General features: G+C 32.4%; 14 protein-coding genes. 9 read left to right on the forward strand and 5 right to left on the reverse strand.

Features of this window, described 5'->3' with window-relative positions; genetic code table 11:
• Window positions 1-245 precede the first annotated feature (245 nt).
• From EZJ43_RS11520 to EZJ43_RS11530, 3 genes are all read right to left on the reverse strand, one after another.
• Window positions 246-1,601 (reverse strand): MATE family efflux transporter, encoded by a 1,356-nt coding sequence (locus EZJ43_RS11520; RefSeq protein WP_133262868.1) that lies wholly within the window; start codon window positions 1,599-1,601, stop codon window positions 246-248.
• Between the two features lie 162 nt (window positions 1,602-1,763).
• Window positions 1,764-2,387, reverse strand: a complete 624-nt coding sequence (locus EZJ43_RS11525; protein ID WP_133262869.1) for an AlbA family DNA-binding domain-containing protein — start codon at window positions 2,385-2,387, stop codon at window positions 1,764-1,766.
• Window positions 2,388-2,393: 6 nt separating this feature from the next.
• Window positions 2,394-2,879, reverse strand: a complete 486-nt coding sequence (locus tag EZJ43_RS11530) for a PaaI family thioesterase (RefSeq protein WP_133262870.1) — start codon at window positions 2,877-2,879, stop codon at window positions 2,394-2,396.
• A gap of 212 nt (window positions 2,880-3,091) precedes the next feature.
• Here EZJ43_RS11530 and EZJ43_RS11535 point away from each other — a divergent pair, with 212 nt between their 5' ends.
• The 9 genes from EZJ43_RS11535 to EZJ43_RS11570 all read left to right on the forward strand — a co-directional run bounded on the left by EZJ43_RS11535 (window position 3,092) and on the right by EZJ43_RS11570 (window position 12,644).
• A complete protein-coding gene (locus tag EZJ43_RS11535) occupies window positions 3,092-4,321 on the forward strand; it encodes an MFS transporter (RefSeq protein ID WP_133262871.1) in 1,230 nt (409 codons plus the stop codon).
• Between the two features lie 87 nt (window positions 4,322-4,408).
• Window positions 4,409-5,302: an oxygen-dependent coproporphyrinogen oxidase gene (gene hemF, locus EZJ43_RS11540; RefSeq protein ID WP_133262872.1), complete on the forward strand. Its 894-nt coding sequence runs from the start codon at window positions 4,409-4,411 to the stop codon at window positions 5,300-5,302.
• 961 nt (window positions 5,303-6,263) lie between these two features.
• A complete protein-coding gene (locus EZJ43_RS11545) occupies window positions 6,264-6,446 on the forward strand; it encodes a hypothetical protein (protein WP_133262873.1) in 183 nt (60 codons plus the stop codon).
• 118 nt (window positions 6,447-6,564) lie between these two features.
• The gene (gwsG, locus tag EZJ43_RS11550; RefSeq protein WP_133262874.1) at window positions 6,565-7,497 is read left to right on the forward strand and encodes a grasp-with-spasm system ATP-grasp peptide maturase; all 933 of its coding nucleotides are present in this window, start codon (window positions 6,565-6,567) and stop codon (window positions 7,495-7,497) included.
• Window position 7,498: 1 nt separating this feature from the next.
• On the forward strand, window positions 7,499-7,660 hold the full coding sequence (locus tag EZJ43_RS17175; RefSeq protein ID WP_165953154.1) for a hypothetical protein: 162 nt from the start codon (window positions 7,499-7,501) through the stop codon (window positions 7,658-7,660).
• The gene (locus EZJ43_RS11555; protein ID WP_133262875.1) at window positions 7,657-8,736 is read left to right on the forward strand and encodes a hypothetical protein; all 1,080 of its coding nucleotides are present in this window, start codon (window positions 7,657-7,659) and stop codon (window positions 8,734-8,736) included. The genes EZJ43_RS17175 and EZJ43_RS11555 overlap by 4 nt, the downstream gene beginning before the upstream one ends.
• A gap of 1 nt (window position 8,737) precedes the next feature.
• Window positions 8,738-10,930 (forward strand): peptidase domain-containing ABC transporter, encoded by a 2,193-nt coding sequence (locus EZJ43_RS11560; protein WP_133262876.1) that lies wholly within the window; start codon window positions 8,738-8,740, stop codon window positions 10,928-10,930.
• Complete coding sequence (locus EZJ43_RS11565) at window positions 10,920-12,224, forward strand: HlyD family secretion protein (RefSeq protein WP_133262877.1); 1,305 nt, start codon at window positions 10,920-10,922, stop codon at window positions 12,222-12,224. Before EZJ43_RS11560 ends, EZJ43_RS11565 begins: the two co-directional genes overlap by 11 nt.
• Before the next feature lie 195 nt (window positions 12,225-12,419).
• Window positions 12,420-12,644 (forward strand): hypothetical protein, encoded by a 225-nt coding sequence (locus EZJ43_RS11570; protein ID WP_133262878.1) that lies wholly within the window; start codon window positions 12,420-12,422, stop codon window positions 12,642-12,644.
• A gap of 70 nt (window positions 12,645-12,714) precedes the next feature.
• On the opposite strand, the gene EZJ43_RS11575 is transcribed toward EZJ43_RS11570, so the two are convergent.
• Both EZJ43_RS11575 and EZJ43_RS11580 read right to left on the reverse strand, forming a co-directional pair.
• Window positions 12,715-13,854 carry a tetratricopeptide repeat protein gene (locus EZJ43_RS11575; protein ID WP_133262879.1) on the reverse strand — a complete coding sequence of 380 codons (1,140 nt, stop codon included), beginning with the start codon at window positions 13,852-13,854 and terminating at the stop codon, window positions 12,715-12,717.
• Window positions 13,855-13,937: 83 nt separating this feature from the next.
• A complete protein-coding gene (locus EZJ43_RS11580) occupies window positions 13,938-15,020 on the reverse strand; it encodes a tetratricopeptide repeat protein (RefSeq protein WP_133262880.1) in 1,083 nt (360 codons plus the stop codon).
• Window positions 15,021-15,047: the final 27 nt, after the last annotated feature.

Raw genomic sequence — 15,047 nt, forward strand, 5'->3', positions numbered from 1 at the left:
CTAGAAAGCAGAGGTCTGTTACAGGTTCTAGATCTTAAGTCTGGATTGCAGCATAGTTCACCTCTGCTTTTAAGGTTTCCTTATCAAATTTAAGCCTTTGATAATCTTTTTCAAACCTAAGGGATTGTAGTGCGCACGAAACCCGTTTTTTCGGATGAGTAAAACGGAAAGCAGGACTATCGTAACCGATAAAAAACAGGACTTTGGTTTTCAAAAAAAAAAAAAAGCGCGCCTAACACTGCTGTTTAAGCATTTAACTTTCTGGTTTTATTCTGAAAGCGCAAAAACAGTAGGATAGAGGCTGTTAATAAACCAAGTGTTAAACCATACCAAATGCCGTTTACGCCTAATTCGAACTTAAAACACAACAGATATCCGATCGGGATACCAATTACCCAATACGCTAAAAACGTAATAAAGGTTGGAATATTAACATCGCCAATTCCCCTTAATACACCTAAGCCGATAACTTGAGTACCATCAAAAAGTTGAAAGAAGCCGGCAATAATCAGCAACTGTGCTGCAATTTTTATTACAGCTACATCATTGGTAATGATGTATGGCAGTAATTGATTTGCAAGGATAAATACAACCGCAGTAACGGCCATAAAACAGATAATTACATGGTAACTCGCAATTGCCGATTTACGCAAATCATTAAAATTACTTTTTCCAAAATTATTTCCTGTTTTTATGGTTGCTGCAGAAGCCACACCACCTGCAATCATATAAGTCATTGCTGCCAAACTTATGGCAATTTGGTGCGCTGCTTGTTCTACAGCGCCAATTGTGCCTATCAAAACGGCTGCGCCACTAAAAGCGCTAATTTCGAACGAATATTGCATGGCAACTGGTGCGCCGATTTTCATGATTTTCATAGCCCTTACTTTATCTATAAAAGTGGCTTTGAAGCTTACCAAGTATTTTCTAAAATTTGCTGATCGCAGCACGTACGCACACATCACGATTGCCATTAAAATACGATCGATTAATGTACTTAAACCCACGCCACTCACACCCATAGGTTTTATGCCAAACATTCCCTTAACGAAAATTATACCTAAAACAATGTTTATTAAATTCCCCCAAATGGAGATGTACATGGCTTGCTTGGTAAAACCTAAACCCTCGGCAAATTGCCTAAAGGTTTGGAAAATAAGTAAGGGAATAATGGATAGCGATAATAAACTTAAATAAGGCTTTGCGTAGCTAACCACCGCAGGGGTTTGATCCAAATGATCGATAACCAGTAAAACGCCAAAGTGTACAATAACGTAAATTACAATGCCAATAATTAGGTTTATAATTAAACTGTTAGACAGCAATTTACCGCATTCATCGTAATTTCTTCTGCCGTTTTCTTGCGCAATTAAGGGCGTAATGCCGTAAGATATACCCAAACCAATTACCAATACTAAAATAAATATACTGTTTACTAAAGATACAGCTGCTAACTGTACAGTATCGGTAAAGTGGCCAACAATTACACTATCAGCTATTTGAACCAAAGTATGGCCAAGCTGAGAACCAACAATTGGCAAGGCTAAATGCAGGTTTTCTTTATAGTAAGGTTTATATTTTTGGTATATTTTGAAAAACATGAGTTTGCAAAGGTGGCGTTTTTAAATATTAAAAGCAGAAATAAAACGGATAAAAAACGGTGAAACACATACAAACGTGTAATTTTTTTGGGATGATAAAAACGACATTGGTTGCACCGATCGAATTTTGAGCTTCAAATGCTTATTTTACAACCCGAAAATTTAAACGGCTATAAAATATTCTTCTTTTTCGCTCGTGTGCGATTTTATTACATCTGTTAAAATTAAGTTAACTAATATTTGTTGTCCTTTTTTATACGAGCAGCGTAGCAACTTACTCAATTGCTTCAAAGTTATTTTGCCATTCAAATCTAAATACTGCAACAGCTTTTTTTCACTTTCAGAATAGGAGATGAGCACGCCGGTGTCTTTTTGATCTTGTTTTAAAACTTCCAATATAATTCGGCTCGCTAAAACACTTTTATCCTGAATGCGGATATAAGCCCACCATTTTTTTTGATCGTCTAACGCATAATGTGGTTTGGTATCACTTTCTAGAATATTTACCACCAAAACTAACTTATTATCAACGTAAATTTCATCAAAAATTGGTTCAATTGCGGGTTTGCAAAATTGATGTGCAGCTTTTAAAATCATGTAACGTTCTTCATCTTCTGCCTTTACACCAACAATACTTTTATCGTCGGCTACGCCAATAAGTAATTTCCCGCCCTTATTATTGGCAAAGGCAACTAAACTTTTAGCAATTTTTTCTGCACTGGTAATCGTTTTTTTAAAGTCTAAACAAACGCCTTCACCCTGTAAAATCAAGTTTTTTATCCCCATAAATTGTTAATAAGCTACGTTAGATGTTTCGCCTGTATGTAAATTGCGCATATACACTTCATTAATTACAGTTGCACAAATTTCGCCATCGGCATTTTTAATTTCCATAGGATAGGCTTTAATAAATTTGCCACCCATTTTTAAAGCATTTTCTGCATCCAAAATCATCCCATCGGTTATATTTATCGTAAAATATAAATGAGAACGGCCGGGTTTTAAATATTGAATAGATGCACTTTTTAACCACACTCGAACTTTAAAACCACGCCTTTGCATAAGCTGATCAAATAATATCGCATAAAATGGATCAGTTGCGGTGTAAATTGTTCCACCAAAAATAGATCCGTTGTAATTTTTATTAAAAATGCTTTTAGCAATTTTAACCGTACAACTTTTAAATTCTTTATCAAATTGTTTTACCCAAATGCGCTGAAAAAATAATGGGGGATAGAAGCGCATGGCCCATTTAAGGGTATTATGGGAAATTATCATGTATAAATATGAGAAAGATTTATCAATTTAAAAATTTTGATGCGTTACCTCAAAGTAAAAATAGGGTTTTGTTTTACAAGCATGAATAATTATTTAATCGAATTTTATAAGGTCAAAAAAATATTAATTCCACAAAGCACCATCTTTTTTAGTTAGCATAGTATTTTATTTGTCTGTTTTTGTATTTTCATGCCCACAAACTAAACAGATAAATGGATTCTCAAAAATCGATTAATAAAGGTGTTATATTCTTAGTAATTGTAGCTGCGTTAGGCTACTTCGTAGATATTTATGATTTGGTTCTATTCTCTGTAGTGCGTTTAAAGAGCTTCGCCGATATCGGAATTTCGGCCGAAAACATGCGTAAAGATGGTGAGTATGTAATCAACATGCAAATGTTTGGTTTATTACTTGGTGGCATTTTATGGGGCATTATCGGCGATAAATATGGGAGAATTAAAGTTTTGTTCGGTTCAATTTTGATGTACTCGTTGGCCAATATTGCAAATGGCTTCGTAACCGATGTACACAGTTACGCAATTATAAGGTTTATTGCAGGGATTGGTTTAGCTGGAGAACTTGGTGCCGGCATTACATTGGTTACCGAAACAATGGATAAAAATAAGCGTGGCTACGGAACAATGATTGTGGCAGGAGTGGGGCTGTTCGGTGCCACAGTTGCAGCAACTATTGGCAAACATTTCGAATGGCAAACGGCCTACTTTGTTGGTGGCGGAATGGGTTTGTTATTGCTTTTACTTAGAGTTGGCACATTTGAATCTGGTATGTTTAAGGATGTAGAAAAGTCAGATGAAATTTCAAAAGGAAATTTTTTTATGCTGTTTTCTAATCGAAAACGATTTTTAAAATACTTAGCATGCATTTGCTTGGGACTCCCTTTATGGTTTATTGTGGGTATTTTGGTTACACAATCGCCAGAAATTGGTAAAGCAATTGGTGCAAAAGATGTTTTAAATGCTGGCACGGGCATTATGTACACCTACTTTGGTATTGCTATTGGCGATGTAATATGCGGCTTTTTAGCGCAAGTTTTAAAATCGAGAAAAAAAACGGTTTTAATCTTTCAAATCATATCTGTATTTACAGTAATATGGTATTTAAAAAATACAAATTTAACGGAGACGAGTTTCATTTACATTTGCTTAGCAATGGGTTTTGGTGTGGGTTATTGGGCGACATTTGTAACCATTGCAGCCGAACAATTTGGCACAAACATCAGGTCTACGGTTACTACCACCGTACCGAACTTTGTTAGAGGCGCATTAATTCCGATAACTTTTACCTTCGAATTTTTTGTACATCGGTTTGGAATTGTTAACGCTGCATTTATTTTAATGGGCATTGTATCCTTAATTGCGATGGTTTCGGTAATTTATTTAAAAGAAAGTTTTAACAAGGATTTAGATTATATCGAGGTTTAAACTATAATGTCAAAAAATTGTACTATCTAAACTTAAATCAATTTTCATGCACAAATAGCCATAAGTTTGTATTTAAATTAGGATGCGATGTTTAAAGATGAAGTAGCAGAAAAGTACCAAAAAATTCAAGATGAAATTTGTAAAGGCTTAGAAATAGCCGATGGAAAAGGTGTGTTTGAAGAAGAGATTTGGAGCCGAGAAGGTGGAGGCGGAGGACGCACGCGGATTATGCAAAATGGAAACATCATCGAAAAAGGTGGCGTTAACTTTTCTGCAGTGCATGGTAAATTGCCCGATGCTATTAAAAAGGCATTTAAAGTTGATGAGGATGAATTTTTCGCAACAGGAGTTTCTATTGTAATTCATCCAAGCCACCCAATGGTTCCGATTATTCACATGAATATCAGATATTTCGAATTAAACGAGGAAACCCGCTGGTTTGGAGGTGGAATCGACTTAACACCACATTATGTCTTTGAAAATGATGCGCGCTTTTTTCACCATAAATTGAAGCAAGCCTGCGATGAACATCACCCAGATTTTTACAAAAAATTTAAAACGCACGCCGACGATTACTTTTTTATAAAACATAGAAATGAAACCCGTGGCATTGGTGGTATTTTTTACGATCGTTTAAAACCAGAAAATACCGAACTAAGTTGGCAACAGATTTTAGATTTTTCATTAAGTGTTGGTGAATCTTTTGTGCCGATATACAGTGAGTTGATGGAGCGGAATCAGGATAAGCATTATAATGAGCAAAACAAAACTTGGCAATATCAACGCAGAAGCCGTTATGTAGAATTTAATTTAGTGTACGATTCTGGAACGAAATTCGGTTTAGAAACCAACGGTCGGATTGAATCTATTTTAATGAGTTTGCCTCCGCAGGCAAACTGGGATTATAATTTACAGCCAAAACCAGATAGCGACGAATATAAAACGATGCAGTTGTTGCGTAAAGGAATAGATTGGGTATAAAATAACGTGCTAATAAATTAATAATTAATTATCTCTTTTAGGATTTCAAAACTTACCTCTTCATTGCGTTTTACATTGCTCATATTAACCAATTAAATGTAATAAATTCACTACCGTTCGCTTACAATCCGGTTGACCTGCTTAAAATAAAGCATATGGGCGTAGTCATTCCTTAAATAACCTACAGAACAAGCAGCGCTAATTTCAGTTTATGCACAGGTTGTTAATTTATAACCATCTATAAAGAGTAGCGTATCTCCACCAAAAAAACATTTATCAAAACGATTGTTTCCATTCTGCAAACGATTTAAATTCTTTCTGATTAAAAAAGCGTCTTTACTGTAGTGATTACGTGTGAAGTTGATAGTGATTTATAAAAGGAATTATCAAACAAATCTTATTCATTATCGAAAGCAATAATGGCTTCTCGAAATCACTAATAATGTACAAGTCAGTCATAAACTTTTCAATTAGGATCAAAAACGAATATACTTTAGACTAATACGAATATTTATTCAAACCAATCGAATATTAACTACAGGTTGTAAAGCACGTCTAATGTTCCGAATTTCAATGTCATAAGCTGATCAGCAAAACCTAAACGCCAGGGTAAATTGGTGACTAATTTAAAAATTAAAAAAAAAATGAAAAATTCAAAAAGGTTATTCGAAAAAAAAATCGAGTTAAAAAACTGCCAAATTAATGGTGGAAAATTGGCTGAATCAACGAGGTCAATCCAAAGCACAACCTGTAATGGGGGTTGCAGTGATACCCAGATAACAGATCGTGACGATAAGGGAAGGTGGTTAAGTTCATGTATAGACTATAACTGCAATTAAAGTTTTAAACATAACCTGAGTATGTTTAAATACAATGCAAAACTCAATCATAGAAACAAGGTTGTAAATCATACATTTTGTGAAATTATATCTCATACAAAATGTACTAAAATTTAATAGAAATGAAAAATAGCAACGATTTATTCGGAAAACGAATTGATTTGAAGAACTGCCAAATAAATGGTGGACGATTAGCTTATACTGCAAGCGCATGTTCATCAATTACGGGTAATAGGTCTGATGTTAGGACAACTACGTATGATGACCACGGTAATGTAACAGGAGGTGGAGTAACTCAAATTTAAAAATCCAGCCATAATAATACAATTTATTGTAAAATTAATATGGACTAATTAAAAATGGAGGGCATAACCCTCCATTTTGTAAATATAATCATCGCTAACATTAGCTAACTGTAAACTTATGATATTAATTTTTTCTATTAACGATGACTATTCTACTAGTAGAGTTATAAATTGGTTAATCCATTTAAAAAAAGAATTTATTAGAATAAATGAAAATACCGATATTAACATAATATCACTCACTGAAAAGAATTTTATTATCAGTATTGATGGAATAACATTTTACAGCGACAAAATAACGAAAATATGGTATAGACGAGGTGACATAAATTTGTTCAAACAACATACTAGTCAACTTATCAAGAAGTATCTTTCAATAGAAAGTGCAAGTTTAAGCGAATACATGCGATACAGTTTTGATAAAATAGAGTCAATAAATAATTTTGAAACAAGAGATATTAATAAGCTGTATTTGCTAGACTTATGCAAAAAAAATAATATTCTCGTTCCTAGATTTATTGTCACAAGTGAAAAAGAAATATTATTTGGCTTTTATAATGAGGAAAATAATATTATCTCAAAACCATTAAATATGCCATTCTCTATTATAGATGCTAGCCACTCAATCCACCAAGCCTACACTGCAGAAATACTAATTAATGATATTAATCAACTGCCAGATAAATTCATTCCTACTTTTTTTCAAAAAAATATTATAAAAGAATATGAAATAAGGTGTTTCTATTTAAATGGCAAATTTTATGCAATGGCTATTTTTTCTCAAAAAAATAAAAATACAAACGTAGATTTTAGAAATTACGACAACTTAAAACCTAATAGGGTGACTCCGTACCAATTTCCAAAATCGTATGAGAAAAAGATCAAAAATCTTCTGGACAAAATTGGTTTAAATTGTGCTTCGTTCGATGTTGTTGTTTCAAAAGAAGATCGGCAATATTATTTTTTGGACTTAAACCCCATTGGTCAATTCGGAATGGTTTCTGATCCCTGCAACTACAATTTAGAAAAGGAAATTGCTTTACACTTATAATATGAAGAAATTAATACGAGAAATACAAAGCGGAAATGTGCCTTTGCATCTAAAATCGTTGGTTAAGAAGGAAAAACCAAAATTTTTGGTTAAAACTAGAGAATCGAAATTATTTTCTACCGAAAGATTACAGTTAGACTTATTTTATAAATCACCATTATGAACAATTTATTTTTGAGAAATCAACTATGCATACCTATAAAGGGTTACAACCGGTCAATCATTTACGATATTGGCAGAAAAGACTACTTTTTTATTCCCAAAAAACATTATGATATTTTAAACACTAATGGTTTTATAAAATTTGATAAAATTAATGATAACAACGAGAGGAAAGAGTTGATTAATTTTCTGATTAAGGAAGAAATTATATTTGAGGTTTATGATCGTAATCAAAAAAACCGATTTAAGTCTTTGGATAGAAATTTTGAAGCACCAAATCTTACCACTAATATTGTAATTCATTCAAACATTAACGCTATTTTTTTTGATTTTATTAAAGGTGAATATCTTTTAAATTTATCCATTGTAGCTCCAGAGATAGACGACGATCTGTTTAGGGTTTTAAATCAAATAAACGGTCTAGAAATAGATTGTATATACTTATACATAGAAAATTTTGATTCCGAAACATTCGAAGAAAAAAGAAAATTGCTAGCTCAGTATAACTTAGTTTTTTCCGTCAACTTTTTTAATACTAAACCAAAAACAGAATTACACCAAAATATCTACTATAATTTTTACGAGCAAGATTTTCCATCGTACATAAGAAGATTAACATCAGACAAATTGAATATTAATAATGAACATTTCTTAGAAGCTTACAATTTCCACTCATACTATAATGGGAAATTATATATGGATAAAGATGGTTACATAAAAAATGGGTTAACCAACTTTAAAAGTTTTGGAAACATTAATGAGATGAAGAGTGACGTTTTCTTGGAAACGATTTCTTCATCTGAATTTCGAGAACTTGGAGAGGTGAAAAAGACCGGAACGCTTGTTTGTTGTGATTGCGAATTTAGATATATGTGTATCGATAGCCGTGTTCCTTTAAAGGGCAAGGACAAATGGTATCACGATGTAGAATGCACTTACAATCCGTATTTATCAGTATGGGAAAATGAAGAAGGTTATGTCAATTTAAACGATTCGGGAGTTAATGTTTCAGCTTCGGGAGTTACGATAGATAAAAAGAAATTAGCACATCAGTTTAAAAAACTTTGGGGTGTTTAATATGAAAAAATTTCCATTTTTTAAGCAACCCGATAGTAAAGACTGTGGTCCTACTTGTTTGCGTATTATCGCTAAACATTACAAAAAAAGTATTCCACTACAACAAATTAGAGACCTCTCTGAAACCAACAGAGAAGGCAGCGGTTTGCTGGGACTTAGTAATGCGGCAGAAAGCTTAGGATTTAGAACATTAGGTGTTAAAATAGATTTTGAAACTTTATTTAGTGATGTGCCTTTTCCATCCATATTGCATTGGAATAAAAATCATTATGTTGTAGTATATAAAATAGATAAAAATAAAAACGTTTATGTGTCAGATCCGAGTTATGGATTAATCACATATAATAAAGATGAATTCATTAAACACTGGATTGGTGCAAATGCTGATGAATATACAGAAGAAGGCATTGCACTTATTTTAGAAACTACTCCTAATTTTTACAAAAGTGAATTTGACGATGATGAGAAAACCACTAGTTTTTCATTTATGTTCAAATATTTGCTTAAATATAAATCGCTTATAATTCAATTAGCTGTCGGACTTTTAGCAGGCAGTTTATTAACACTCATTTTCCCATTTCTTACTCAAAGTATAGTTGATGTTGGAATACAAAACCAAGATATTAATTTTATTTATTTAATATTATTGGCTCAGGTAATGCTTTTCGCAGGGAAAATGGGGATAGAGATGATACGTAGTTGGATTTTACTACATCTATCAACAAGAATTAACATATCAATTATCTCCGATTTTTTTATAAAATTAATGAAACTCCCTATCAGTTTTTTTGATACAAGGATGACTGGAGATATTTTACAGCGGATTAACGACCACCATAGAATTGAACAACTATTAACAAATTCTTCGCTAAATACGCTTTTCTCAATGGTCAATTTGATCACTTTTAGTATTGTATTATTATTTTATGACTATAAACTTTTTTTGGTTTATTTAATTGGATCAATTTTATATGTTTCTTGGATTACCTTTTTTCTAAAAAAGAGAAAAGAGTTGGATTATAAAATGTTCTCGCAAGCATCTCAAGAACAAAGTAAGGTTATAGAATTAATTAACGGTATGCAGGAAATAAAAATGCATAACGCAGAAAAACAAAAACGTTGGGATTGGGAATTTTTGCAAGTAAAGCTTTTCAAAATTAGAATAAAATCACTTTCATTAGAACAATGGCAATCCGTCGGCGGTAATTTTATTAATCAGATGAAGGATATCCTCGTAAGTTTTCTTGCTGCTAAATTAGTTTTAACAGGCAACCTAACGTTGGGTATGATGCTTTCTGTTCAGTATATTATTGGGCAGTTAAATAGCCCATTAATGCAGTTAATTGATTTTATAAAGCAAACACAAGATGCCAAAATCTCTTTAGAAAGATTAGGAGAGATTCATGCTAAGGAAGATGAAGAAAATAGTAATGAACAATATACTGCAGAAATACCCGAGAAAGATATCACTTTAAATGATGTTTCTTTTAGGTACACAGGTTCGGATTCGTTTGTTTTTGAAAACTTAAATTTAACAATACCTTACCAAAAAACTACCGCAATAGTTGGTGCAAGTGGTAGCGGAAAAACTACGTTATTAAAGTTATTGACTAAATTTTATGATCCACTTAAGGGAGAAATAAAAATTGGTCATACCAAATTAAAAAATGTTTCTCCAAGGTTCTGGCGTAGTCATTGTGGCGTGGTTATGCAAGAAAGTTACGTTTTTAATGATACAATTGCCAATAATATTGCCATCGGTAATGATGGTGTTGATAAACATAAATTAAGAAAGGCTATTGAAATTGCCAACATTAAAGAATTTATCGAAAGTTTGCCACTAAGTTACAACACTATGATTGGAAGCGAGGGTATTGGTGTTAGCGGTGGACAAAAACAACGCCTATTTATTGCTAGGGCAGTGTATAAATCTCCTGAATATATCTTTTTTGATGAGGCAACGAGTGCATTAGATGCCAATAATGAAAAGATAATAATTGAAAATTTAGATGAGTTTTTTAAAGGAAAAACAGCAGTTGTGATTGCCCATAGGTTATCGACAGTAAAACATGCTGATAAAATTATTGTGCTCGATAAAGGAATAGTTGTTGAGGAAGGAAGCCACAATCAATTAGTAGCAAAAAAAGGTGAATATTATAGATTAATTAAAAACCAGCTAGAACTTGGAAACTAAGAAAAATATATTAGATGATATAGCATTACGCTCTGAAAATGTTCAAGAGGTGCTATCGCAACCACCTCATTGGATGTTACGTTGGGGTAATATTATTATTTTATGCATTATTTTGATGATATTACTGATGAGTTATTTTATCAAATATCCAGAATTTTTACCCGCTACGATTGTAATAACTTCACAAAATCCTCCAGAAAAACTACAGGCAAGAGTTGATTCTAAAATTGAAAAGATATTTATCAAAGATCAACAAAACGTAGAACGAGGAGATGCTTTAATGGTATTACAATCTACAGCAAACTATAACGACGTGTTTGAACTTAAAAAGCTAATAGATTCTACTTCCTCAAATAAGTTATCTACATTCCCGATAGAAAAAATTGCACTGTTTAAACTTGGCGAACTTCAAAGTGATTATAATAATTTTGCAAAAGCTTTTCAAGATGAAAGATTGTTTAAAAGACTGCAACCATACGCCCCTGAAAATATGGCTACAAACCAAAATATTGAAGCATATAAAAGCAGAATAATCAATTTAAAACAGCAACAAAATATAGAAGTAGAGAAATACGAATTAGTAAAGAAAAATTATAAGCGCGCTCAACAACTTTTTGGGTCAAAGGTAATTTCTGCAGTAGAGTTCGAAACTGAGAAAATGAAATATTTACAAGCACTACAAAGCTTAGAAAACATTAATATCTCCTTGTCGCAAACTCAAGAGGGTATTGCAAATCTTAAAAAAACTAAAAGTGGTACATCAATAAGTGCCGAGAAAGATAGAATCAATTATGCTTCTCAAACTAATCAATTATTTGAACAATTACGAAAATCGTTGAGAGAATGGGAACAGAACTATTTAATTATTTCTTCTATAAATGGAATGGTAAGTTTTCAGCAGTTTTGGGGAGAAAACCAGTTTGTGAAAAGGGGAGATGCGATATTATCTATTTTACCGAATGATAAGAAAGCACTAATTGGCAAGATGACCATTTCAGCAACCAATTCTGGTAAAATTTCTAAGGGCGAAAAAGTATTAATAAAGCTAAATAATTTCCGCTATCAAGAATATGGAATTATTGAAGGTAGGGTACAAAATATATCTTTTAACCCAGATGAAAAAGGAAATTATTATGTAGAGGTTATTCTTCCAAAAGGCTTAAAAACTTCCTATAATAAAAAATTGAAATTTGATAAGGAATTGAGCGGAAGTGCAGAAATTGTAACTGAAGAGTTGAGGTTAATCGAAAGAATCTTTTTTCAGACTAAAAAGCTTTTAAAGTATCAAAGCTAATCAAATTTACACATCAGTGTTAATGAAAGCTAATTTTAATTTGAGCCAACAAAACTAATTACTTTTGTCCTATAATTAATATTATGTTAAGTTGATATTTGTTTTATACGTTTCTTCTAATAAGAACCTCTTCTACATTAAAATGAAATGTATTATTATATCTTTGGCGAATATCTTAATAACGATAATAATTTTATGAAAAAAATCCTTCTTACGTTAACAGTTTCTACATTATTACTTTCTAGTTGTGGCACATTATTTAATGGTGGCAAACCTACTGCTCACCAGCAAACAAAACCTACTCCTCCGGCTAAACGCCAATTAAAAGCGGGTGCTTTTATTGCAGATATTCTTATTTTTCCACCGGCACTGATTTTAGATTTCGTTAACGGAACTATTTATCAAAAACAAGCCAATTAAAATTAAAAAATCCCTTCAAAAACTGAAGGGATTTTTTTTAGAAATTAATATCATTACACAAATCAGATCCTTAAAAATCTCTCGATCTGCTTTTCAATTCCTGTGCTTTTTCTAAATCTTTCTTTTTAGTATAAATATTCACCAATAAGTCAATTGTATTTCTATCGTTTGGATTTAATTCGTTGGCACGCTTTAAAGCCAACTGTGCCCTATTAATTAAGGCCGAATATTGTTGTTCGTTGTTGGGTAATGCTTTTTCAAGTACTTTATCTGCTTCATTAATATAAGCTAAGCTGAGTTGATATAATGAATCGAAATAATTCTGATCCATATCTAAAGATTTGTTATACGCCAATACAGCGGTTTCAGAATTTCCCCTTTGTTGATTTAAATATCCATAAAGAAAGTTTAACAACTTACTGCCTTTCTCAATTTTTAAATCTTTCTCAATCAAACTTTCTGCTTGCGTATAATTTTCGGTATCAAGCAACAGATTAATTAAATCGTTTGCCAATGCTTTGCGGTAAGGATTTAAAACCAATCCTTCTTCTAAAACTTTGATTGCATTATCATTATCAAATTTTGAAAAGTACAATTGTGATAACTTTTGAAAAACTGCAGGATTTTGAATCCCATTATCTTTCGCGCGTTTCAAGTACTTTAAAGCCAGATCATAATTACTTATATTCAAAGCGCAAATACCAATATTTAATGATAATGTTGTATCTTTTGGATAAAAATCACTAACTTCTTTCAAATCTTCTATCGCATTGGCAAAATCATTATTAAAAAATGCAGCGTTGCCCCTATCCTGTTTTTTAATTAAAATATTCTGATATGCAGATTGGATTAAAACCGCATTGTTCTCATATTTATCTAAAGTTTTCGCCTGCTTTAGCGCTTCATTTGATAAGTCGAAGTACCGATCCGAGCTTACATTATCTGTTTCTATAATTGCGTAATAAGATGTTAAATACGCCTTTATTGCCCATACTTCTGCCCAATTTTTTGTTCTATTGTCTTTTTCAGCTGCATCTGTAGCTTTTAGGCCTTCGGTAATGGTGGCTATTTGTTTTTTTACATCTTGTTTATTTTCTATAGCCGATTGGAGTTTGCCGATAGCGTTTCTAGCAATAAGCACTTGGCTTTTTTGAGCGAAGGCATTTGCCGAAATAAATGTAAATAATAGTACCACAAAACATTTTTGCATAGTTGGTGTAGATTAATTTCTGTAAAATTAAGCATAAAAAAAAGAGCTCCAAAAAATCGAAGCTCTTTTTAGTTGATCAATTATTACTCTTTGGGTAAGGCATCAAATCGTTTTTTTATTTCGTCGTAGCTTTTAGTATCATTTTTAAAAGCATAAATGGTTTTTAACGTTTCTAACGCTGGGCGGTTAACTGGGTCAATTTCCAACGCTTTTTTGTAAAATGGCAAAGCTGTTTCCAATAAACCTTTCATTTTGGCGGTTGCCGCCTGAAACTCTTTAACTTTTTTAATATCTAACTTGTTGCGTTCTTCTTGCAATTTTAACGCTTGAGAAAAGCTAATGTTACCTAATAAAATCTGATAGGTTGCATTATTCGGTTCTTTTACAGCCAACGCGGTTAGCATTGCTAAAGATTTTTCAGCATCTCCCCTGTTTAAATAAATTTGTGTTTGTGTTTTCAAAAAATCACCATTTTCTGGATACTTTGCAATAGCTGTTTCTAAAGTTGCTAATGCAGCAGTTGTATCCTTTTGCTCAGCAAGGTTAATTTGAATAATTTGGTTGTACAACTCTTTAGATTGTGGACTACCTAAATCAATTGCTTTTTTAAAATATTTTACTGTATTCGGGTAGTCTTTAAGGCCATTTGCAGCAATACCCGCATTCAGATACATTGCTGTATCCAACGGGTTTATTACGGTAGATTCAACAAATTTATCGTAAGCAATTTTATATTCCTTTTTTTGATAAGCGATAATTCCGGCATTTCTAACTGCAACCTCAATAGTTGCTTTAACTGCCTTTACGTAATCTTTTTGTTCGTCTTTAGTATCTAATGCTTTTACTTTAGCTAAAGCTTCTTCGGCAATAGCTAAATTTGCATTAATGTTTGCTAAATTACTAGTATCACTTACTGCAATCTCCGCTGATGCTAAGGCTCTATAAATCCAAGCTTCGGGCATAACTTTCGATTTTTCATCAGCTATCGCCTTATCAGTGTGGGCAATCACATTTTTTAGGTCTTCAAGCTTTTTCTCTGGAGTTTTAGCTCTGCCCAAACTATAATAAAATTCCCAAGTTTTTTGGGCCTCTTTAACTTCACTTTTCTGTGCAAATGCAAAACTGATTGCACTTGCTAAAAACATACTTAGAACTATTTTTTTCATAACTCTTATTAATTTTTATTATTTAAA

The sequence above is a fragment of the Pedobacter changchengzhani genome (genome assembly GCF_004354365.1).
GTDB classification, from domain to species: Bacteria; Bacteroidota; Bacteroidia; order Sphingobacteriales; family Sphingobacteriaceae; genus Pedobacter; species Pedobacter changchengzhani.

Coding starts and splice junctions, on each gene's coding strand:
- EZJ43_RS11520 (WP_133262868.1), bottom strand. CDS start 1,601: ATGTTTTTCAAAATATACCAAAAATATAAACCTTACTATAAAGAAAAC.
- EZJ43_RS11525 (WP_133262869.1), bottom strand. CDS start 2,387: ATGGGGATAAAAAACTTGATTTTACAGGGTGAAGGCGTTTGTTTAGAC.
- EZJ43_RS11530 (WP_133262870.1), bottom strand. CDS start 2,879: ATGATAATTTCCCATAATACCCTTAAATGGGCCATGCGCTTCTATCCC.
- EZJ43_RS11535 (WP_133262871.1), top strand. CDS start 3,092: ATGGATTCTCAAAAATCGATTAATAAAGGTGTTATATTCTTAGTAATT.
- hemF (WP_133262872.1), top strand. CDS start 4,409: ATGTTTAAAGATGAAGTAGCAGAAAAGTACCAAAAAATTCAAGATGAA.
- EZJ43_RS11545 (WP_133262873.1), top strand. CDS start 6,264: ATGAAAAATAGCAACGATTTATTCGGAAAACGAATTGATTTGAAGAAC.
- gwsG (WP_133262874.1), top strand. CDS start 6,565: ATGATATTAATTTTTTCTATTAACGATGACTATTCTACTAGTAGAGTT.
- EZJ43_RS17175 (WP_165953154.1), top strand. CDS start 7,499: ATGAAGAAATTAATACGAGAAATACAAAGCGGAAATGTGCCTTTGCAT.
- EZJ43_RS11555 (WP_133262875.1), top strand. CDS start 7,657: ATGAACAATTTATTTTTGAGAAATCAACTATGCATACCTATAAAGGGT.
- EZJ43_RS11560 (WP_133262876.1), top strand. CDS start 8,738: ATGAAAAAATTTCCATTTTTTAAGCAACCCGATAGTAAAGACTGTGGT.
- EZJ43_RS11570 (WP_133262878.1), top strand. CDS start 12,420: ATGAAAAAAATCCTTCTTACGTTAACAGTTTCTACATTATTACTTTCT.
- EZJ43_RS11575 (WP_133262879.1), bottom strand. CDS start 13,854: ATGCAAAAATGTTTTGTGGTACTATTATTTACATTTATTTCGGCAAAT.
- EZJ43_RS11580 (WP_133262880.1), bottom strand. CDS start 15,020: ATGAAAAAAATAGTTCTAAGTATGTTTTTAGCAAGTGCAATCAGTTTT.